General features: G+C 65.6%; 18 protein-coding genes and 2 tRNA genes. 13 read left to right on the top strand and 7 right to left on the bottom strand.

Annotation, left to right across the window (positions count from 1 at the left end):
- The first annotated feature begins 71 nt into the window (after window positions 1-71).
- The 3 genes from ggt (at window position 72) to FGU64_RS18365 (ending at window position 4,486) form a co-directional block, all read left to right on the top strand.
- A complete protein-coding gene (ggt, locus tag FGU64_RS18375; protein ID WP_139954481.1) occupies window positions 72-1,811 on the top strand; it encodes a gamma-glutamyltransferase in 1,740 nt (579 codons plus the stop codon).
- Window positions 1,812-1,991: 180 nt separating this feature from the next.
- Complete coding sequence (locus FGU64_RS18370; RefSeq protein WP_139954480.1) at window positions 1,992-3,395, top strand: lipopolysaccharide biosynthesis protein; 1,404 nt, start codon at window positions 1,992-1,994, stop codon at window positions 3,393-3,395.
- Window positions 3,392-4,486, top strand: a complete 1,095-nt coding sequence (locus tag FGU64_RS18365) for a glycosyltransferase family 4 protein (protein WP_139954479.1) — start codon at window positions 3,392-3,394, stop codon at window positions 4,484-4,486. The genes FGU64_RS18370 and FGU64_RS18365 overlap by 4 nt, the downstream gene beginning before the upstream one ends.
- A gap of 9 nt (window positions 4,487-4,495) precedes the next feature.
- On the opposite strand, the gene FGU64_RS18360 is transcribed toward FGU64_RS18365, so the two are convergent.
- Window positions 4,496-5,962: a hypothetical protein gene (locus FGU64_RS18360; RefSeq protein WP_139954478.1), complete on the bottom strand. Its 1,467-nt coding sequence runs from the start codon at window positions 5,960-5,962 to the stop codon at window positions 4,496-4,498.
- Between the two features lie 299 nt (window positions 5,963-6,261).
- Here FGU64_RS18360 and FGU64_RS18355 point away from each other — a divergent pair, with 299 nt between their 5' ends.
- The gene (locus FGU64_RS18355; RefSeq protein ID WP_139954477.1) at window positions 6,262-7,410 is read left to right on the top strand and encodes a GNAT family N-acetyltransferase; all 1,149 of its coding nucleotides are present in this window, start codon (window positions 6,262-6,264) and stop codon (window positions 7,408-7,410) included.
- Between the two features lie 42 nt (window positions 7,411-7,452).
- Here FGU64_RS18355 and FGU64_RS18350 read toward each other — a convergent pair whose 3' ends face one another.
- The 3 genes from FGU64_RS18350 to FGU64_RS18340 form a co-directional block, all read right to left on the bottom strand.
- Complete coding sequence (locus FGU64_RS18350; protein ID WP_139954476.1) at window positions 7,453-8,655, bottom strand: NAD(P)/FAD-dependent oxidoreductase; 1,203 nt, start codon at window positions 8,653-8,655, stop codon at window positions 7,453-7,455.
- A complete protein-coding gene (locus FGU64_RS18345; protein WP_139955441.1) occupies window positions 8,652-9,410 on the bottom strand; it encodes a WecB/TagA/CpsF family glycosyltransferase in 759 nt (252 codons plus the stop codon). The genes FGU64_RS18350 and FGU64_RS18345 overlap by 4 nt, the downstream gene beginning before the upstream one ends.
- A 696-nt stretch (window positions 9,411-10,106) precedes the next feature.
- Window positions 10,107-10,181 (bottom strand) — tRNA-Thr (locus tag FGU64_RS18340).
- Window positions 10,182-10,314: 133 nt separating this feature from the next.
- Between FGU64_RS18340 and FGU64_RS23355 the strand changes: the two genes are divergently transcribed.
- The 9 genes from FGU64_RS23355 to FGU64_RS18300 all read left to right on the top strand — a co-directional run bounded on the left by FGU64_RS23355 (window position 10,315) and on the right by FGU64_RS18300 (window position 16,011).
- A complete protein-coding gene (locus FGU64_RS23355; RefSeq protein ID WP_168734618.1) occupies window positions 10,315-10,479 on the top strand; it encodes a hypothetical protein in 165 nt (54 codons plus the stop codon).
- Window positions 10,480-10,605: 126 nt separating this feature from the next.
- Window positions 10,606-11,907: a UDP-N-acetylglucosamine 1-carboxyvinyltransferase gene (gene murA / locus FGU64_RS18335; RefSeq protein WP_139954475.1), complete on the top strand. Its 1,302-nt coding sequence runs from the start codon at window positions 10,606-10,608 to the stop codon at window positions 11,905-11,907.
- Between the two features lie 192 nt (window positions 11,908-12,099).
- On the top strand, window positions 12,100-12,534 hold the full coding sequence (locus FGU64_RS18330; protein WP_139954474.1) for a DUF2948 family protein: 435 nt from the start codon (window positions 12,100-12,102) through the stop codon (window positions 12,532-12,534).
- Between the two features lie 8 nt (window positions 12,535-12,542).
- Window positions 12,543-13,835, top strand: a complete 1,293-nt coding sequence (gene hisD, locus FGU64_RS18325; RefSeq protein ID WP_139954473.1) for a histidinol dehydrogenase — start codon at window positions 12,543-12,545, stop codon at window positions 13,833-13,835.
- Between the two features lie 6 nt (window positions 13,836-13,841).
- On the top strand, window positions 13,842-14,327 hold the full coding sequence (locus FGU64_RS18320; protein ID WP_136360219.1) for a UPF0262 family protein: 486 nt from the start codon (window positions 13,842-13,844) through the stop codon (window positions 14,325-14,327).
- Window positions 14,328-14,638: 311 nt separating this feature from the next.
- Window positions 14,639-14,857: a translation initiation factor IF-1 gene (gene infA / locus FGU64_RS18315; RefSeq protein ID WP_006200926.1), complete on the top strand. Its 219-nt coding sequence runs from the start codon at window positions 14,639-14,641 to the stop codon at window positions 14,855-14,857.
- A 25-nt stretch (window positions 14,858-14,882) separates the two neighbouring features.
- Window positions 14,883-15,512 carry a Maf-like protein gene (locus tag FGU64_RS18310; protein ID WP_139954472.1) on the top strand — a complete coding sequence of 210 codons (630 nt, stop codon included), beginning with the start codon at window positions 14,883-14,885 and terminating at the stop codon, window positions 15,510-15,512.
- Window positions 15,513-15,522: 10 nt separating this feature from the next.
- Window positions 15,523-15,753 (top strand): DNA gyrase inhibitor YacG, encoded by a 231-nt coding sequence (gene yacG / locus FGU64_RS18305; protein WP_139954471.1) that lies wholly within the window; start codon window positions 15,523-15,525, stop codon window positions 15,751-15,753.
- Window positions 15,754-15,935: 182 nt separating this feature from the next.
- A tRNA-Phe gene (locus FGU64_RS18300) sits at window positions 15,936-16,011 on the top strand.
- Between the two features lie 42 nt (window positions 16,012-16,053).
- Here FGU64_RS18300 and FGU64_RS18295 read toward each other — a convergent pair.
- The 3 genes from FGU64_RS18295 to FGU64_RS18285 are packed head-to-tail and all read right to left on the bottom strand — an operon-like array spanning window position 16,054 to window position 20,130.
- Window positions 16,054-17,355 carry an MFS transporter gene (locus FGU64_RS18295; protein WP_139954470.1) on the bottom strand — a complete coding sequence of 434 codons (1,302 nt, stop codon included), beginning with the start codon at window positions 17,353-17,355 and terminating at the stop codon, window positions 16,054-16,056.
- Window positions 17,345-19,102, bottom strand: a complete 1,758-nt coding sequence (locus FGU64_RS18290) for an iron ABC transporter permease (RefSeq protein WP_139954469.1) — start codon at window positions 19,100-19,102, stop codon at window positions 17,345-17,347. Before FGU64_RS18290 ends, FGU64_RS18295 begins: the two co-directional genes overlap by 11 nt.
- Window positions 19,099-20,130, bottom strand: a complete 1,032-nt coding sequence (locus FGU64_RS18285; RefSeq protein WP_139954468.1) for an extracellular solute-binding protein — start codon at window positions 20,128-20,130, stop codon at window positions 19,099-19,101. Before FGU64_RS18285 ends, FGU64_RS18290 begins: the two co-directional genes overlap by 4 nt.
- Window positions 20,131-20,298 lie beyond the last annotated feature (168 nt).

The raw sequence follows: 20,298 nt of genomic DNA, 5'->3' as shown, positions 1-20,298 counted from the left end.
CCACCAGCAAGGGTGGACAGGAAGGCGTCGGCACGGTCTTCTAGGCCGGTCCGTCAACCGGAGGACCGGCCATGTTCACCGCGCGCATCCCTTCTCTCGCCTTCGCCACCGTCATCGCGATCGCCCTGGCCGATCCCGGCTTCGCCGCCTCGCCGGCTCCAGCCAAGGGCGAGAACGGCATGGTGGTGAGCGCACAGCATCTCGCCACCGAGATCGGCGTCGACGTGCTGAAACAGGGCGGCAATGCGGTGGATGCGGCGGTCGCCGTCGGCTACGCGCTGGCGGTCGCCTACCCCACGGCCGGCAACATCGGCGGCGGCGGCTTCATGACCGTCCGCTTCAAGGACGGGACAACCACCTTCCTCGACTTCCGCGAGCGGGCACCGCTGGCGGCGACCAAGACGATGTATCTCGACAAGAACGGCAAGCCGATCGAGAGGGCCAGCTTGGACGGTTATCTTGCCGTCGGCGTGCCGGGCTCGGTCGCCGGCTTCGAAATGGCGCGCGAGAAATACGGCACGATGCCGCGCCAGAACCTTATGGCGCCGGCCATAAGGCTCGCCAGCGAGGGCTTTGAGCTGAACCAGGGTGACGCCGCCACCTTCGCCAAAGGCGCGCAACGGCTGGCGGAGGATCCGGCGGCCGCGGCGATCTTCCTCAAGCCGGACGGCTCGGCCCATCACGCGGGGGAACGCCTTGTCCAGCCCGATCTCGCCGCCACGCTATCGGCCATCTCCGACAAGGGGCAGGACGCCTTCTACAAGGGAAAGACGGCCGAGCTGATCGCAGCCGCCAGCCAGGCCAAGGGCGGCATCCTGACCAAGGAGGACTTCAAGCAGTATGCGGTGCGCGAACTGAAGCCGGTGACATGCACCTATCGCGGCTACGAGATCGTCTCGGCGCCGCCGCCCAGTTCCGGCGGCACCATCATCTGCGAAATCCTGAACGTGCTGGAGGGCTATCCGCTTTCCTATCTCGGTGCCGGCTCGGCCGACACCGTGCATCTGATGGCGGAAGCCATGCGCTATGCCTATGTCGACCGCAACTCGGCGCTCGGCGACCCGGATTTCGTCGACAATCCGGTGTCGAAGCTCCTGGACAAGACCTATGCCGCCGAAATCCGCAGCAAGATCGACCCGTTCCGCGCCGGTATCTCGCAGGACCTCATGCCGAAGGGTTTCGGCGAAAGCAACGAGACGACGCACTATTCGATCATCGACAAGGACGGCAATGCGGTGGCCGTCACCTATACGCTCAACGGCTCCTTCGGCGCCGGCGTCGTGGCACCGGGCACCGGCGTCCTGCTCAACAACGAGATGGACGACTTCACCCAGAAGCCCGGCGTGCCCAACCTCTACGGGCTGGTGCAGGGCGAGGCCAACGCCATCCAGCCGAAGAAGACGCCGCTCTCCTCGATGAGCCCGACGGTGGTGGCGAAAGGCGGCAAGCCTTTCATGATCATCGGCAGCCCCGGCGGATCACGCATCATCACCATCACCCTGGAGGCGATCCTCAACGTCATCGACCATCGCATGGACATACAGGAGGCGATCGATGCGCCGCGCGTCCACCACCAGTGGCTCCCCGATAAGCTTTATGTCGAGCCGCACGGTCTTTCGCCCGATACGCTGAAGCTGCTCGCAGGCATGGGCTACCACCTCGACGTCGGCGAGGACGACAAGACATGGGGCCAGGCGGCCGGCATTCTGGTCGGCGGCAAGAGCCTCGGCGAGATCGAGAAGGGCGGCGGCGCGCGCTACAACGGCGCCATGGACAGCCGCTCCGGCTCGGGCGAGGCGCTGGGTTACTAGCCGGCTCCCGCCAGCCGCTACGCGGCCGCGACCTATGTTGGTCTGGTGGTAACCATCGGCGCGGTTCCTTGTGGCGGGGAACCGCCGATTGGACTATCGCTGGGCCGCTTCGGGGAAAGGGAGCCGAATTGACTGTTCGCATGCTTGCGGCCGCGTCGTGAATGATCGTTGCAGACGTCCATGACTGACCGAGACAAGACCGCCCGCGACGCCGCGGGTAACGGCACCGCCATGCGGATGTCGATTGCCGGGCTGGCCAAGAGCGGCGCCGTCGCCGGCGTCATCAAGCTTGCCAGCGCAGCGCTTTCCTTCGCCATGTTCGTGACCGTCGCCATGGTCACGGACGGCCGCCAGTTCGGCCTCTACAGCGCCGCCTATGCCGGTGCCAGCCTGGTGTCGTTCTTTGCCAGCGTCGGCCAGCAGAGCACGGTGCTCCGATTCTGGCCGCAATACGCCGAAGCCGGCGACCTGCCTTCCGCGCACGGCATGATGGTGCGGTCGATCGCTGTCGCCTTTGCCGGCGTCATCCTGTCCAGCCTACTGGTCGTCGCCTTCGGCTTCGCTCCTTATTTCGGAGAAGATACGGTCGAATGGCTGCCTTTGTGCGTCTCGGCCGCTATCCTGTCGGGCGCCCTCGCCTGGTCGGAATTCGCCTCGGGTGCCTTCCGCGCCAAGGGCGCGCTGATCTCCGGCCTCTTGCCGCGCGACGTGGTGTGGCGCGCGCTGACCATCGCGGCAGTGCTGGCCTTGCGTTTCGAGGGCATCAAGATCAGCGCCGTGATGGCGACGCTGCTCACTGCCGGCCTGCTCATCCTGTCGGTGCTGCCGCAGACGGCGGCGCTGCTGCGCGACACGCTGGGTGCGCGGCCGCCGCCGCTCAGCGACGGGCAGAAGGCCGAATTCAACACGGTGACGATGGGCCTTTGGGGCGCCACTTCATTGCCGCCGGCGCTCGGTCAGGTCGGCACGCTGCTGGTGGCCGGCATCCTCGGACCGGAGATCGCCGGTGCCGTCTTCGTTGCCGACCGCACGACGCGCCTGGTGCTCTTGGCGCTGAATGGCATCAACCAGGCGCTGGCGCCGGAAATCTCGGCCGCCTTCTATGGCGGTGACAAGGCGCATGTGCAGAAGATGACCAGCCTGACGGCGCTCGGCAGCTTCGCGGCGGCGTTGGTCATTCTTCTGGCTTTCTGGCTGCTCGGCCCGTTGATTCTCTCTGCGTTCGACGCCAGTTACGCGACGCCGGCGATCCACACCGTACTCATTCTTTTCGGCCTGGGCGCCACGGTCGCTGCCGCCTGCGGTCCGGTCGAGCTCCTGATGCAATTGACGGGCCTCCAGCATTCGCTGGTCAAGCTGCTGGTCGCCGTCAACGTGGTAGGGCTTGCCGTTACCGCCCTGCTGACATGGCTTCTCGGCCCGCTCGGCGTCGGTCTCGGCACGGCGGGCACCGTGATGATCGCCACCATATGGGAGGTGATGATCTGCAGCCGCTCGATCGGCATCAACCCGTCGGTGGCCGGACTTCTGTCCGCCGTCCGGCCGAAACGAACCGGCTTCGTGCCGCGCGACCACACCGCATGAAGATCGTTCAGGTCCAGACGCAGGCCGAGGCCGCCGGCGCCCAGCGCGTGTCCGACATGGTCGGAGAAGGATTGCGGGCACGCGGCCATGCCGTGCGCACCGTCTTCATGTATCGCAAGACGGCGGCCTACGACAACGATCCCCATGCCGATTTCGTGCTGTCCTCGCAGCCGGGCGGCCTGCCGGGCCAGATGCGGGCGGCGGCCGGGCTGGTCGCCTACATGCGCCGCGAACGGCCGGACGCCGTCATCTCCTACCAGCACTACGGCAACATCTTCGGCACGCTGGCCGCACGGCTTGCCGGCGCGCGCCACGTCGTCGCCAACCAGAGCGGCGCACCGCAGAGCCACGGCGTCATGGGCCTGCTCAGCAGGATCGACAAGGTGATGGGCGTGCTCGGCGCCTACCAGTTCAACGTCGTCAACTCGGCCTGGACGGAAGGGCAGTTCGACGGTTATCCGCAAGCCTACAAGCAGCGCATGCGACGCATCGACCATGGCGTGCCCGGACCCCTGGAAACCTACGACAAGCGCGAGGCAAGGGCGTCCTTCGGCCTGCCGCAGGACGTATGGCTGGCCGTCACGACCGGCCGCCTGACACGCGACAAGAACCATCTCGCGCTGGCCGGCGCGCTGTGCCGGCTGAACGAACTCCACGTCGCCATTGCCGGCGCAGGGCCGGAGCGCGAGGCGTTGACGGCCTTCGCCCGCGAAAACGGCGTCGCCGACCGGCTGCATTTCGTCGGCGAGGTGCCCCCGGCGCGCATCTTCGAATTCCTCTCGGCCGGCGACGTCTTCGCCTTCCCGTCCGTCAACGAAACCTTCGGCCTTTCGGTCGCCGAAGCGGCGATCGCCGGCCTGCCGGTGGTGGCCAACGGCCTACCCGTTCTGCGCGAGGTTTTGTCGACCGCAAGCGGTGAACCAGCGGCCCTGTTCGTCGACGGCGGCGACGCGGCGGGCTTCGCCGCTGCCCTCGAAGAGACGGCACGGACGCCGGGCCTGGCAGACAAGCTCTCCGAGAACGGCCGGCGGCTGGCCGAGCGCTATTCGCCCGCCGCCATGTGTCTTGCCTATGAAAGACTGCTTGCCTGAGGCATCGCCTCAGCGCCGACGCACGGCGGCGATGCCGTCGATCACCTCCAGCCGGCCGGCGCGGTTGAGCGTATGGATGCGCGGATAGGGCCAGTCTCCCCGCCCCGATACCGGGCGCGGCGGAGCTAAACGAACGGTATTTTCGTCCAGTTCCAGAAGTTCGCTGAGGCCGAGCCCGCCGCCATAACCTTCGGTGCCGTCCTGCACCGGCAGCAGGGGCCGTCCGTCAACCGTGGCGAAAGCGCCGCCCGGCCGAGCCATGGCGCGGTCGATGACGATCGGGTTCATCCGGTGCGGGTGCCAGGGCCCGGCAGGAGACGGTGCACGAAAGACAACCATCGTGTCGGACGTGCTGCCATAACCGTCGCGGTCGGTGGCAAAAAGCCACCACGAACCATCCTGCTGGAACAGCGTCGCGTCGGAGATCTTGCCCTCCAGCAGGACCGCTTCGGTGACCCAGCGATCGGGAAAACGCTCCGCTCGATAAAGCGTCAGCCGGCTGCTGGCGCTGCCCTCCGGCAGCATCCAGACATCGCCCCGCCAGTCGAAGACCTGCGGATAGGAAAGATGGAACGGCTCCTCCAGCACTGGCTCGACCGGCCCGCGCACCGCGCCGTCGGCACCGATGCGCACGAGCGAGATGATCGCCTTGCCGGTGGCGTGGGGGTAATCTTCGACGAAGATCAGATGCTCTCCCTGCCTCCACGCATAGGGAAAAGGATCGGCATAGAAGTGGGTGCCGTCGTCCGGCAACTGCCGCCAGCCATCGCCCAGCATGCCGGTTTCAGCCACGCCGGGACCGTCGATGAAGCGGTAGCCGACGCGCCAGTGAGCGTGGCGAAAGCGCGCCCGCCGCAGCGCTTCGCGACCGAGCCGCGGCAAGGCAGACGTCACATAGCGGCCAACAAAGCCGCTACCCCCTGCTCCGCCGGTCGCAGGCGCAATTTTTTGCCGCTCCTGCGTCCATCCGCCGTCGAACCGAGCGACCACGGACAGCCCAAGGGTGACGGCGCGTGCCAGCACATCCTCGATGCCGAGCGCGGTGGCTTCGCGCTTGTCGATCATGGGGGCAGCCCGGCCGACGACCGTGCCGTCCGCCAGAACGGCCTGCAGGTCCGGCAGGCGGCCGGCCGCGACCGCGCTCACCGCGGCGAAATCCGAAAATCGTCCGTCGAAGGTCAATCGCACCGTCGGCGCCGGCGACGGCGGCGCCACTCCGGTCAGATCGAGCCTCAGGTCTGCAGGACGCTGCGTCTGCACCTGCGTTATCGCCTCCACCGGCGTTGCGAGACCGACCGCCCGGCGCCTGAAGAGACGCCGTTCGAATCGCAGTATCTGCAAGGCCGCTGCGGGCCAGGGGTCGGCGGACTGGTGCAGGACCGCGACATCGTGGCCGCACGCCCGCAACCGCTCGACAAGAACCCGCTGCCACAGCCGCGGCCGCGAGGCGGGAACGATCACATCCACTACGGCCATGACAGCAGCCTTGACCGGCTGGTCGTCGGCATTCGGTATCCTCGTGCTGCGACGCCGCAACACGGATCGGCTCCGCGCCGGTCGGCGCTTCGCAAGAACAACCCCTTGTCGCCCATGCCTTACCCCCTTGCCTCGCTCCCGCATCCGATCCATGCCCATCCGGTCGGCTGCAGCCCGCCTTATACACGGTCATTCTTGGCAGTCGGTAAACCAAACCCCGAACATCCGTTTGACTCTTGCCCCGCCAAAGCAGACAGAAGCTCGACAACGCTCCCTGCCGCAGGCGCGATTCCGCACCCATGTTCGAAGTTGCCGTCGAAAACTCCTTCGACTTTCAGTCACCCGAATACGCCTCGCTGTTCGCGCGGTCGGTGGCGAGCGCCTTCCAGCATCCGCGATGGCTGTCGGCCCTCTACGGCAAGCTCGCGATCGGCAATTCGATCGCACCGCTGATCATCGTCATACGCTTTGCCGACGACAAGCGCCTCGCCATGGTACTGCCGCTGGTGCGGCAGCGCTATGCCATGCTGCGCGTCGTCGAGTTCGCGGACATGCGCGTTTCCGACTATGTATCGCCGGTGACCGATGCCGCGACCTTCGCGCAGATCGCTGCCGATCCGGCCTGCGTGGCAGCCATCCGACGGCTTTGCCGGCCTTACGACCTGTTGCGCATCGGCAAACTGGCCGACCAGTCCCTGCGGCTGGAAAGGTTGTTCGACATCGAGCGCGAAAGCATGGGCATGAACGCCTATGCGACGCCGCTGGACGAAACCTATCCGTTGTGGCGTCAGCGCCGGCTCGAGCGCTCCTATTGCAAGGAACTGGACAAGAAGTCGCGCCAGTTGCATCGCAAGGGCGCCGTGCGGTTCGAATGCGCACGGGATGCGGCGGCCATCGACGCCACTTTCGAGGCGATGAAGTTCTATCGCGGCCTTCGTTTCGGCGATCCCAAGAATGGCGGCGACCTGCTGCAGCTTCCCGCCTACTACGATTTCTATCGCGGCATGGCGCTGGACGGGCGCGATGACGCCACGCGTACCTATACGCTGTGGCTCGACGACCGGGTCATCGCCGGCGTGCTCGGCCTCGCGCACCGGGATTCCTCTTTCCTTGTCATTCTCGGCGGTTTCGACTTCGAGAATTTCAAGAACCAGTCGATCGGCAGCCTGATGTTCGAACAGGTCGCGCGCGACTGCATCGAACGCGGCGAACGGGTGCTCGACTTCACCATCGGCGACGAGCCTTACAAACTTACCTTTGGTGCCGAACCGGCGGCAATGTGGAAGATATCGCGTCCCGGCAGCCCGCTGGGCTACGCGGCCGAGCTGATCACAGAGCGCATGCCGGCAGTGAAATCGCTGGCGCGCCGCATCTTCCACAAGCCTCACGAGACCAGCGGACAGGCGGATGCCGCGAAATCGGTGCCGAAGGAAGTCACACCCGGCTGACCGAGCGGTCCGGGGCCACGGACAGGGCTAGAAGGTGGCGGCTCAGGCCGGGCGGCCGGATAATGTCCTCAACCGCGCGACCGTACCGGGCGACAGCCTGCCGAGACGATCGACCAGACGACGGCGCCAGACCAGCAGCAACCGGCGAACGCGCCAGGCGAGGCCGGTGTCCACCGTCAGACTGCGGCGATATTTTGCCTGCGCCAGCGCCGAGGTGTCTGCCGCCTGCTTTGCCGGATCGTCGTAATAGCAGCCGATCTTGTCGGCCGTCATGCCGGGCGTCGCCAGCCATTGCGGCACATGGACGTGGCACAGCCTTTCGACATCCGTCAGCAACCGGCTGAAGCCGGTGCCGGCGGCTGGACACGAGGTCTGATAGGCGTCGCCGATCAGAACGACGCCGTCCTGCCGGCAGTTTTCAGCGACGGCGAGGTCCATGATCCAGTTCTGCACCCGGCCGACCACCTGGAAATCACCCAGCACCTTGCGCAGGCCCGGCAAGGTGGCCGCCAAAGTCTCCGTCGGGCTTTCCCTGAAAGCCTTGACCCAGGGATCGCGATGGTCGCGGAAGGTGAACAGGTTCGCCCGCATGCCGGTGACAGTCGGGAACAGCGACAGATAGTCGATGCCGTCGGACACGCGCTCGCCGTAGTAGGTGAGCGCGGAACATTTGAAACTGCCGTCGGCAGGACGGATATCGAAGCCGAAGGTCAGCGACTGGCGTTCGTGGATGACCCGGCGTTCCATGCCCAGAGTGCGACGCAAGAGATCGCCCATGCCGGTGGCGAGCACCACCAGACGCGCTTCCACCATGCCCTGCTCATGCACGAAGACCTGCTGCCGATCGGAACTCGTCTTCAGGTCGTTCACCCGGCCAACGATCAAGGTGACCGTCTCGGGGAGGCTCGCACGCATCGCGGCCACGAGATTTTCATAGAGGAAACCGAAATGCGGGGTCCTTGTGCGGTCGAGGACACGCCCGCGCCGCGCATTGACGATCTCATCGAAACGGGCGGCATTGGCCGACACGGCGTCGAGCAGGCCGATCCGTTCGATACGGGACACGAGGTCGCCGCCGATCTTCTCGACACGGAATTCCGGCGGAAACACCGCGTTGCGGTCGACCAGCGCAACCCGGTAACCGGCGCGGCCGAGCATGATGGCGGCCAGCGTGCCGCTCAACCCGCCGCCGACGACGGCGACGTCGCACTCGATCCCGGTGCCGGGGGCAACGGTGGTGGTCATTCGGAATACCTTAGTATGGCATAGAGGGCGCGCGGATTGGTCGTCAGATAGCGCCAGAACAGCCGCCGCGGTTCGAGCAGCAGGCGCCACAGCCATTCAAAGCCGGCCTTCTGCATCCACGAGGGCGCGCGGCTGTTCTTGCCGGACAGGAAATTGAACAGGCCGCCGGAAGTCTTGATGACGCCGACATTGCCGAGCCGGTCCGAGAAGGTGCGAACGAAACGCTGCTCGAGCGGCACGCCGAGCCCAAGCCACAGGATGTCCGGCGCCAGCCGGTTGATCTCGTCGACCTTTTCCTCCAGCGCCGCGCCCTTCAGAAAGCCATGGCTGTGACCGACAAGGCGCAGCTTCGGATAGGCGGCGCGCACGGCCGCCACGGCCTTCGGATTTTCCTCCTCGTCGGCGCCCAGCATATAGAAGGTGGTGCCAGTCTGTTCGGCCAGACGAGCGACGTCGTGGAACAGATCGGTGGTGGCGACGCGCTCGGGCAAGCGGTCGCGGCACAGCCAGCGCGAGGCCAGTACCAGCGGCTGCCCGTCGGCGAGAATCTGGTCGGCGGCGCTGAACAGCGTTTCGATGTCCGGCTCTACGCGGGCGCGGGCAATGACCTCGCCGTTGATGGAGGTGAAATAGAGCGGGCGGCCTGCGCCGGCGCGCTCGCTGGCGGCACGGATCATCATCGTCGCGGCCGTCTGCCGGTCGGCTGCGCTGACGGAAAAGCCACCTACAGTGACGGTCGGAACGGCGGCCACCATCTGTGCGTATGACGTCAATTCGAACTCCCAACCGATCAGCACCTGCAACCCCAGGCCGATCGACGATGGCCGCAAACAGGACAACAATCCCGCCGGCAGCCTGCGACTATCACGAAGCCCGCAAATTGCGTTTTGAAAACAAACAGCTACTGATTAACATCAAGTGGCTTCGCTTGATTGATTTGTATACGAATGCCGGATTTCTGTTAAGTCTGTTCTTAACAGAAGGTTAATCTTCAAATCTTATTAAAATTTTATCTATAAACTCAAAGAAGCGTGAGCTTTTCCAACCTTCTGGAACTGTCAAAAACCATCACCAGTTTTGCCGATCGACTTGCCCGGACCGGTTGTTTCGTCAGGCGCTGGACACCGGCGAAGCCTCATTTCGTTCCGGCACTGCCTTGCCGTGCAAGGAATTGCGAAAACAGCGCGAGGCCGCTCGTCAGGCAAAGGCTGAAGGCGATCTTTCACAAGACCGGCACTCGCAAACAGAGCGAGTTGATTGCGCTTGTGGGCCGCCTGCTCCGAGGCAGGCAGATATACTGGCACACGCCATATGCTGCCGCCGTCACTCGCTTTTGGCGTGACGGCCAATTTCGTCCGGGCATCCCCAGCTCATCTACCGCCCCCGCGTACCGGAAGCGGCGGTAAAAGGCCAAGGAAGCCAGGTAGTTTTTGTCTATCAGTAGGATAGAATGGTGCTGCAAGAGAGGATTGAACTCTCGACCTCTCCCTTACCAAGGGAGTGCTCTACCACTGAGCTACTGCAGCGCCTTGAATGCGGCGCCTTCTGCCACATCGTTTCCGTCAGCGCAAGTTATGTGTGCAGGCTTTTATCTCCGGCACGCGGCAGCCTTGCGCCTGCCACATTCCCCCTTATGTTCAACGGCGGACCGGGGACACCATGACCGACACTTCCAGGGACAAGGACAACCGCAAGGCCCGGCTTGCCGAGGCGCTGCGCGCCAACTTGCAGAAGCGCAAGACGCAGGCACGCTCACGCCGCAGTGGCAAGCCCGACGCACGGCCCGAAGGGCTGGCGGCATCGACGGACAAGCGCGAACGCTGAGCGCCACGCTTTGGCCCAAGGGCACGGGCCGCCTATTTCTTGAACCGCCCCGGCTCATCGTCTAGACGGAGTCGGGGCAGGACCAATCGATTGAATCGGGCCATACGGCCGAAGGGACGCTTTTTCATGGACCGCATCAGGATCGTCGGCGGCAACCCGCTTGCCGGAACCATTCCCGTCTCCGGCGCCAAGAACGCCGCCCTGCCGCTGATGATCGCCTCGCTGCTGACGCCGCAGACGCTGACGCTGGAAAACGTGCCGCACCTGGCCGACGTCGAGCAACTGATCCGTATCCTCGGCAACCACGGCGTCGACTACTCCGTCAACGGCAAGCGCGATCACCAGAACGGCGGCACTACCAGCGGCTATTCGCGCACCATCAACTTCACCGCCGAAAACATCGTCGACACCACCGCCCCCTATGAGCTGGTATCGAAGATGCGCGCTTCCTTCTGGGTCATCGGGCCGGTTCTGGCGCGCATGGGCGAAGCGAAAGTGTCGCTGCCGGGCGGCTGCGCCATCGGCACGCGGCCGGTCGACCTGTTCATCGAGGGCCTGCAGGCGCTCGGCGCCGACATCGACGTCGATACAGGCTATGTCGTCGCCAAGGCAAAGAACCGGCTGCGCGGCAACCGCTATACCTTCCCGAAGGTATCGGTCGGCGCCACCCATGTCCTGATGATGGCGGCTTCGCTGGCGCGCGGCGAGACGGTGCTGGAAAACGCCGCCCGCGAGCCGGAGGTCGTCAACCTTGCCGAATGCCTGATCGCCATGGGCGCGAAGATCCACGGCGCCGGCACTTCGACCATCACCATCGAAGGTGTGGACGAGCTCTCGGGGGCCAAGGTCCGGGTCATTCCCGACCGCATCGAGACCGGCACCTATGCAATGGCGGTGGCGATGACGGGCGGCGACGTGCTTTTGGAAGGCGCACAGCCGGACCTTTTGGAAGCGGCGCTCGACGTCATCCGGAAGACGGGTGCCGAGATCACGCCGACCAATGCCGGCATCCGCGTCAAGCGCAACGGCGCCGGCATCGCCCCGGTCGACGTCACCACCGAACCTTTCCCCGGCTTCCCGACCGATCTGCAGGCGCAGTTCATGGGCCTGATGACCATGGCCAAGGGCAAATCGCGCATCACCGAGACGATCTTCGAGAACCGCTTCATGCACGTCCAGGAACTGGCGCGGCTCGGCGCACACATCACGCTATCGGGCCAGACGGCCATCGTCGAAGGCGTCTCCAAGCTGAAGGGCGCGCCGGTGATGGCGACGGACCTGCGGGCCTCGGTGTCGCTGGTCATCGCCGGCCTCGCCGCCGAAGGCGAGACGACCGTCAACCGGGTCTACCATCTCGACCGCGGTTTCGAGCGGCTGGAAGAGAAACTGTCGGGCTGCGGCGCGGTGATCGAGAGAATTAGCGGCTAAGGCAATAGGGCGTTAAGGCAATAGGGCAGTATGTGACCTGCGGGCTTCCGTCAGCCGAAGCCTATTCCCTTACTGCCTTACTGCCTTACTGCCTTATTCCCCTATTGCCCTTCCATCCTCCCCGGTTGCGCCTGCGCCAAAGACCGCCTAACAGAGTGATGTTGGAAAAACCTTCGCAGGTGCGAAATCCGCATGACCGCGCTCAAGCTTCTCGCCCTCGACGAGGATGACCTGAAGGTCGTTTCGGCGCATGTGCAGGACGCCGTCATGAAGGTGGGCGACCTGCAGTTCCTGCCCGCCGCCAAGCGCTTCGTCCTGCCGATGAACCGGTTCGCCTGGGAGGCCAAGTCCGGTTTCCTGCGCCGCCACAACGAACGCCGCCAGGCGGTGCTGCATTTCGACCGGGTGCTGGGCGCCAAAACCAGCGGCATCCGCCGCGACAAGCCGGACGAAGTGCTGTCGCTGCTGGCCGTCAGCTTCGTGGCGATCAACGCGCCTGCCGGGCTGGTCGAACTGATCTTCTCGGGCGGCGGCACCATCATGCTGGACGTCGAGTGCATCGAGGCGCGGTTGGCCGATGTCGGCGGCGCCTGGCAGGCATCCGCGCGCCCCCTCCACAAGGTCTGAGCGGCATCATGGCCATCACCCTTCGCCAATCCGATGCCGGTTTCGAGCAGCGTTTCGCGGCCTTCCTGACCACCAAGCGCGAGGTTTCCGCCGACGTGAATACGGCGGTCCGCGACATCATCGCGCGCGTGCGCGCCGAAGGTGACGCGGCGCTGATCGACTATACGCGCCGTTTCGACCGCGCCGACCTGACGACACTCGGCATCGCCATCTCGCGGCAGGATATCGAAAGCGCCTATACGCAGGCCGACCCGGCCACGGTGGAAGCCCTGAAGCTGGCGCGCGACCGTATCCACGCCCATCATGCGCGGCAGATGCCGAAGGACGACCGCTACACCGACGCTATCGGCGTCGAACTCGGCTCGCGCTGGACGGCGGTCGAGGCGGTCGGGCTTTACGTGCCGGGCGGCACGGCGAGCTATCCGAGCTCTGTGCTGATGAACGCCGTGCCGGCCAGGGTGGCCGGCGTCGAGCGATTGGTCATCGTGGTGCCGGCCTCCGGCGGCGCCGTCAATCCGCTGGTGCTGGTCGCGGCCGATCTCGCCGGGGTCTCCGAGATCTACCGCGTCGGCGGTGCCCAGGCGGTCGCCGCCCTTGCCTACGGCACCGAGACGATCCGTCCGGTGGCGAAGATCGTCGGCCCCGGCAACGCCTATGTCGCCGCCGCCAAGCGACAGGTGTTTGGCACGGTCGGCATCGACATGATCGCCGGTCCGTCCGAGGTGCTGGTGATCGCCGACGCCGACAACGATCCTGACTGGATCGCCGCGGACCTTCTGGCGCAGGCCGAGCACGACGTCTCGGCGCAGTCCATCCTGATGACCGACGACGCGGCTTTCGCCGCCGCCGTCGAACAGGCGGTCGAGCGCCAGTTGAAGACGCTCTCGCGCAGCGAAACGGCGGCGGCAAGCTGGCGCGACTTCGGCGCCGTCATCCTGGTCGACACCATCGAGGCCGCGCTGCCGCTCGCCGACCGCATAGCAGCCGAGCATGTCGAACTCGCCATTGCGGATGCGGAAGGGTTTCTGGCGCGCCTGCGCAATGCCGGCGCCGTGTTCCTCGGCCGGCATACGCCGGAAGTCATCGGCGACTACGTCGGCGGCTCCAACCATGTGCTGCCGACGGCGCGTTCGGCGCGCTTCTCCTCCGGCCTGTCGGTGCTCGATTTCGTCAAGCGCACCTCCATCCTCAAGCTCGGCTCCGAGCAGTTGCGCGCACTGGGCCCGGCGGCGATCGCACTGGCAAAGGCCGAGGGGCTCGACGCGCATGGCCGCTCCGTCGCCGTCAGGCTGAATATGTAGGCGGCCATGTCGGGGGGCGATCATAGCCGCGCCAAGCTGGTCGACGTCGAACTGGACGAAACGATCGGCCGCTCGACGCCCGATGTCGAGCACGAGCGGGCGGTGGCGATCTTCGACCTGATCGAGGAAAACAGTTTTGCGCCCGTCGGCGACGACCAAGGCGGTCCCTACAGACTGAAGCTTTCGCTGGCCGAGTCGCGGCTGGTCTTCGCCATCAGCCGCGAGGACGGGGCGTCCGTCGTCACCCACATCCTGTCGCTGACGCCGTTCCGGCGCATCGTCAAGGACTACTACCTGATCTGCGAGAGCTACTACGAGGCCATCCGGTCCTCGACGCCGAGCCATATCGAGGCCATCGACATGGGCCGACGGGGGCTGCACAACGAAGGCTCGCAGACACTGCTGGAGCGCCTTTCCGGCAAGATCGACATCGATTTCGACACGGCACGGCGTCTGTTCACCCTGGTGTGCGTCCTGCATTGGAGGGGGTGAGCGCCTGGTTTGCGCAGCAAATTCGCCGTGCCGGTGGCACGACGAAAGGGTGCGAACGCCCGGGAGCTGCCGCAGGCAGCGGGACCCGGGCCGGCACGGAGCGGTCCGCGAAGCGGACGAAAAGCCAATTGCTTGGCTTTTCGAGCGACGAACGCCCCGAGCCTGCGAGGTGCCGGGCGGTGGCGAGGATCCTCATTCAACCCCATAGACAACCCCGACCCAATAAGCGTGTTCACAAACCGTTCGCGATCATATAGGTTCCGCGCAAATCCGGCCTTCCTGCCGGAAATCACCCAGACCAAAGGTAACGAATGCCGAAGGAAGAAGTCCTCGAGTTTCCGGGCGTCGTAACGGAACTGCTGCCCAACGCCATGTTCCGCGTGAAGCTCGAAAACGAACACGAGATCATCGCCCACACCGCCGGGCGCATGCGCAAGAACCGCATCCGCGTGCTGACCGGCGACAAGGTCCTGGTCGAGATGACGCCCTACGACCTGACCAAGGGCCGCATCACCTACCGCTTCAAGTGATCGCCAGCCGGCCGAAGGAACTGCCATGAGCCCTTCGCAGACGCTCGTGCTCGCTTCCGGCTCGCCGCGCCGCATCGAACTGTTGCAGCAGGCCGGCATCGAGCCGGACCGCATCTTGCCGGCCGACATCGACGAGACGCCGCAGCGCTCCGAGCATCCGCGCTCGCTGGCCAAGCGGCTGGCGAAGGAGAAGGCGGAAAAGGCGGCGGCCTCGCTGCGGGCCGAGCCGGGCCACGCCCCGGCCTACGTCCTGGCGGCGGATACGGTCGTCGCGGTCGGGCGCCGCATCCTGCCCAAGGCGGAAACGATCGACGACGCGACAGCCTGCCTGCAACTGCTGTCCGGTCGCTCGCACCGGGTCTATTCCGGCGTCTGCCTGATCACGCCGGACGGCAAGCAGCGCCAGCGGCTGGTGGAGACACGGCTGCGCTTCAAGCGCCTGCCACGCGCCGAGATCGAGCGCTACATCGCCTCGGGCGAATGGCGCGGCAAGGCAGGCGGCTATGCCGTGCAGGGCCTTGCCGGCGCTTTTGTCGTCAAGCTGGTCGGCTCCTACACCAATGTCGTCGGCCTGCCGCTCTACGAGACCACGGCGCTGCTTACCGGCGAAGGCTACCGGGCGCACGAGGCTGCGCCGGCGGGCGCAATCTCATGAGCATGGCGTGATGAGCACCGGACCTGGCGCACCCGTCACGCCGCTCAGGCCGAAACGCCCCTGCCCCGAATGCGGCCGCCCCTCGACGCGCGAGACCTATCCGTTCTGCTCGCCGCGCTGCAAGGCGATCGACCTCAACCGCTGGCTGAAGGGCGCCTACATCATCCCCGTGCACGAGGACGAAGAGCAGGAAGACCAGCCGGATTCGGGCCGCACGTCACCCGGCGGCGAGGACAGCTGAAACGGTTCCGCAACCCGCTTAGCCGCCGCCGCCGAGGCCCGCGCGACAAAGGCTGATCTTTCCCGTCGAAATCGACTTTCCGGCGCTGGACAGGCGTCATTCTCATGCTATAACCCACGCGCTTTCGGCGGCGCTCCGGCGCTCGACGATCACCGCAGGCGAGTGCGCTTTCGCGGTCGAGGGCCCAGGTAGCTCAGTTGGTAGAGCAGCGGACTGAAAATCCGCGTGTCGGTGGTTCGATTCCGCCCCTGGGCACCATTTCGCCTTCCGCACCAGATGTTCCGATGACGGACAAGCCGTTCAGGGCGTGCGAACACCAAAGACCCAGCCGCAGACAGCAAGCGAGACTGTCGATCCAAGCGCGCCAAGCGTGATGAGGGCGGCACGGATGCCAACGGCATCCGCCACCATGCCGTAGAGCAGTGCGCCAAGCGCCGTGCCGCCGACGCTGACGAGAAGCCAGAAACCGATGGCCCGGCCTCGGAAAGCATCCCCGGCGTCGAGTTGCACCACGGCCTGCGTGGTGACGGAGGTGAACGTGCCGACGGCTCCCAGCCCGAAGCACAGGCCTATGGCCAAGGGCCAGGCCGAAATCATGCCGAACGCAAACACGATCGCCGTGCCCGCCGCCATCCACAGGCAGGCCGCCCTCAATCTCGCCGCGCTGGAAAAGGCGCCGCGCGCGAAGATCATGGAAAGGCCGCAGCAGAGCGCGCCGGCACCTGCGGCCGAAAGCGTCTGGCCGAGTCCGGCGGCACCGCGGCCAAATACCCCGTCGACGACTGCCGGCATCACTTCCAGCGAACCGCCCGCGACGATTGAGGTCACCGCCGTGACCGCCATGGCCTGGCATAGTTCGGCCTTGCCGAGGATACGCCAAAGCGCTTCGAGAAGCTGTGCCGCTACGCCGCGCCCGGCCGTCGGCGGTTGCTTGTCGCGAATGGAAAGCAGCGGCAGCGTGACCAGCATGGGCAGCATGAGCGCCAGGCTTGCAAACGATGTCGTCCCGACGCCGAAGCGGCCGATCAGCAGGCCGCCGACAGCCGGGCCGACGAGGCGCGCGGCGTTGAAATTGATCGAGATCAGCGTGATGGCGTTGGCGATCACGGCCGGCGCAACCAGTTGCGGCACCAGCGTCAGTCGTATCGGGCCATTGGCGCTGGCGACGGCGCCCAACAGCAGCGCGATCGCGGCAAGCATCCAGATGGTCATCAACCCGGCTATGGACAGACAGCCGAGAGCCAACGTCAACAACGCCAACGCAGCCTGGGTGGCGACCGCACCTCGCCGGACGTCGATGCGGTCCGCCAGCGCGCCGAAAAACGGCCCGGCGACGAGCGTCGGCGCGTAGAGCAGGAAAGACAGCGCGCCGACCCAGGCGGTCGAGCCGGTCAACGACCAGCCGAGCCAACCCACGGTCACCCGATTGATCCATATACCGACGATGGAGACGAAGTTGGCGGCGAGGTAGATACGGAAGCCGCGACTGCCAAGCGCCGACAGGTCCATCAGGCTGCGCCGCGTCGTGACGGCTTGCGGCGGGCCGGCGCCCGGACCCGCCGCGCAGAGCCCGCAATCGCCGTCTGCGGGATCAGAGGCCAAAGGCGGTGCCGCCGCGGCGGCGCATGAAGACGTAGAATGCCACCGCCACGCTGCTCATCAGGAACGACCATGCAAGGCCGAGCGCCGCGACCTCGCCGAAGTCGCCGTTGGTCGCCTGGTCGAAGATGGCGACGGCAATGGTCTTGGTGTCCGGCCCGGCCAGGATGATGGGCGTGGACAGGTCGCGCGAGGCGTTGAGGAAGATGAACAGCCAACCGGCCAGGATGGACGGCCACAGCAGGGGCATCACCACCTTGCGTAGGGTGACCGCCGGCGAAGCGCCGGACACGCCGGCCGATTCTTCCAGTTCCTTGTGGATTTGCAGCACGCCGCTGAAGGTATAGCGCATGCCATAGGGCAGATAGTGGACGACGAAGGCGATCACGATGATGGTCAGCGTCGAATAGAGCGGCACCGGCGAACGCAGCGCGACGTCCATCATCGCCACGGAAAGCACGATGCCGGGCAGCAGCATGGGCAGCGTGACCAGTTGATCGAGCACCGTGTGATAGGCGCGGCGCCGAGCCACCAGCCAGCCGCAAATCACCATCAGCGCCATCGTCGCCGTCGCCGCCGCGCCGGCGGAGATCAAGGTGTTGGCGACGAGATCGAAATAATGGCCACCGCCGAGCACGACCCTGAAATTGTCCAACGACAGGTTCTTGAATGCGGCGAGCCGCACCGCCTGAACATAGGGATTCAGCGACAGCCAAAGCAGCGTCAGCACCGGAATCCCGAGGATAATCAGGAAATTGGCCCACACCAGGGCGCCGCCGAGCCAGCGATAGCGGCCGAGCGGCAGCGGGCGTGGCCGGAAGCCCTTGCCGGTGACGGTGGCGAAGCGCGAGGCATTCAGCGAGAGCCGGCTGTAGAGAACCATCAGGCCGGCCACCACGATGGTGAGCACGACGGAGTAGGCGCTGGCGTGGCCGACCTGCGGCGGCACCGCCTCGCGGATGTCGTCGTAGATGTCGGTGGTCAGAAGCTTAATGCCGGCCGACGTGCCGACCAGCTTCGGCACATCGAAAGCCTGCAAGGTGTTGATGAAGATGAACAGGCCGGTCGCCAGTGCGGCCGGCGCCGCCAGCGGCACCGAGACGCGCCATACCATGGTGGGGATGCTGGCCCCGCTCATGCGCGCGGCCTCTTCCAGTTCGGCGTTGGCGGCGCGGAAGCTGGCGGCAAACAGCAGGAAGGCCAGCGGCAGCCAGCCGAGCGTCTCGATCGTCACCATGCCCGCGATGGAGTTGACGTTGAACAGAACGCCCTCGCCGCCGAGCATGTGATAGAGCGTGTTGGGCGGCCCGACCGGCCCGAGGAAGAACAGCCAGGCCGGCACATAGATGATGAGCGGGATGCCGAGCGAAACCGTCGTCATGAGGTAAGCGAGACCGCGTGCCGGCGCGTCGGTGCGTTCCACCACCCAGGCCAGCGAGCCGCCGAACAGCAATGAGAAAACCGTCGACAGCGCGGCGAACTGGATCGAGTTCCAGCCGCTGCGCAGGATGTTGCTGTCGTCGAACAGGTGCGTGAAATTGTCGAACGTGAAGGCACCGTGCGAGCCGTCCGCATTCATCACGAACAGGCTGTTCTGCACCAGCACGACGACCGGCGGCACGACCAGAACGGCGACGACGGCGAGTATCGCCAGCGACATGAAGCGGAACGGATCGGGCCGCCTCCCCGCCGTCGCGGTCACTCGCGACGGCGGGGCCCGGTCGGCGCCGGCGATGGCGCCGTCGGTCATTTGAACAGCTCGTCGTAGATCTTGAGCCACGTCTTGAGCGGTTCGCTCTCCTGGGAGGAGATCTCGGGCGTCAGAAGGGTCGTCTTGAAATGGCCCGCAACCGGGCTGATCTCCGGATTCTTCGCCGGCACGTCGGGATCGCCCGGCGGGTAGCCTGCGGCGGCAATGATCTTCTGGCCGTCGTCGGAGAACATGAATTCGAGGAACAGCTTGGCGGCGTTCGGATGCGGCGCGTTCTTGACCAGCGCGATGACACCGAGATTGGCGACAAGCGGTTCCATCTTGACCCACGCCACCGGCGCGCCCTTGGCCTGGCTGATGACGGCATGATGGTTGTAGGTCATCAGGCCGATCGGATACTGGCCGGAAATCACCTTGTCGATGACGACGCGCTGGTTGCCCGGATCGCGCACGATGCCCTGCTTGGACAATTCCTTGAGATAGGCCATGCCCTTTTCTTCGCCCATCGTCTTCAGGATGTTGCCGATGAAGCCGGGCGGTCCGGAAATGCCACGCGTGTCCGTCCACACCATCTTGCCCTTCCATTTCGGGTCGAGCAGGTCCTCGTAGGTCTTGGGCGCCTCTTCGGCCTTGACGAGGTCGGTGTTGTAGTTGGTGGTCAGGTAGAGCGCGTAGATGCCGCTGTAGAGCTTGCTTTCCGGCTTGAACATGGCCGGGTACTTCGCCATGGCGTCCGGCAGGAAGGGCTCGATCAGGCCAGCCTTGCTCAGCGGCGGAATCGAGGTGCCGGGCGAATCGAACAGATCGATCTCCATCTTGCCGGCGCGCGCCTGGCTGGTCAGCTTCAGGACGTTCGCCGAATCGCCGCTCTCGACGTATTTCACGTCGATGCCGTACTTGTCGTGGAAACTCTCGACCAGCGGGCGCACCACCTGCTTGATGATCATGCCGGTGTTCCAGATCACCTCGCCCTCAGCCTTGGCCTTGGCGACCATGTCAGCGCTGGGTTCGGCCGCGGCGAAATTCGCGCCGCCGAGCAGCACCGCGGCGAAGGCCGCACTTATCATGAAGTCGCGTCTCGTATGCACTGGTTCTCCTCCCGGATCGTGATGCGCCGCGCGAGATGCGCTGCGTCGGCATCGTCTGCGATTGCGACGGGCGCCCTTCCTCAGGGGCAACCCGCCGATGGTGCGAAACTGCCCGCTGCGCCACGAAGGGTCAAACGAGTAAACGAT

The sequence above is a fragment of the Mesorhizobium sp. 8 genome, assembly GCF_006351905.1.
In the GTDB taxonomy this organism is placed as follows: Bacteria; Pseudomonadota; Alphaproteobacteria; order Rhizobiales; family Rhizobiaceae; genus Mesorhizobium; species Mesorhizobium composti.
The sequence above is the reverse complement of the archived record's forward strand: the minus strand, read 5'-3'. Positions and strand labels throughout refer to the sequence as shown.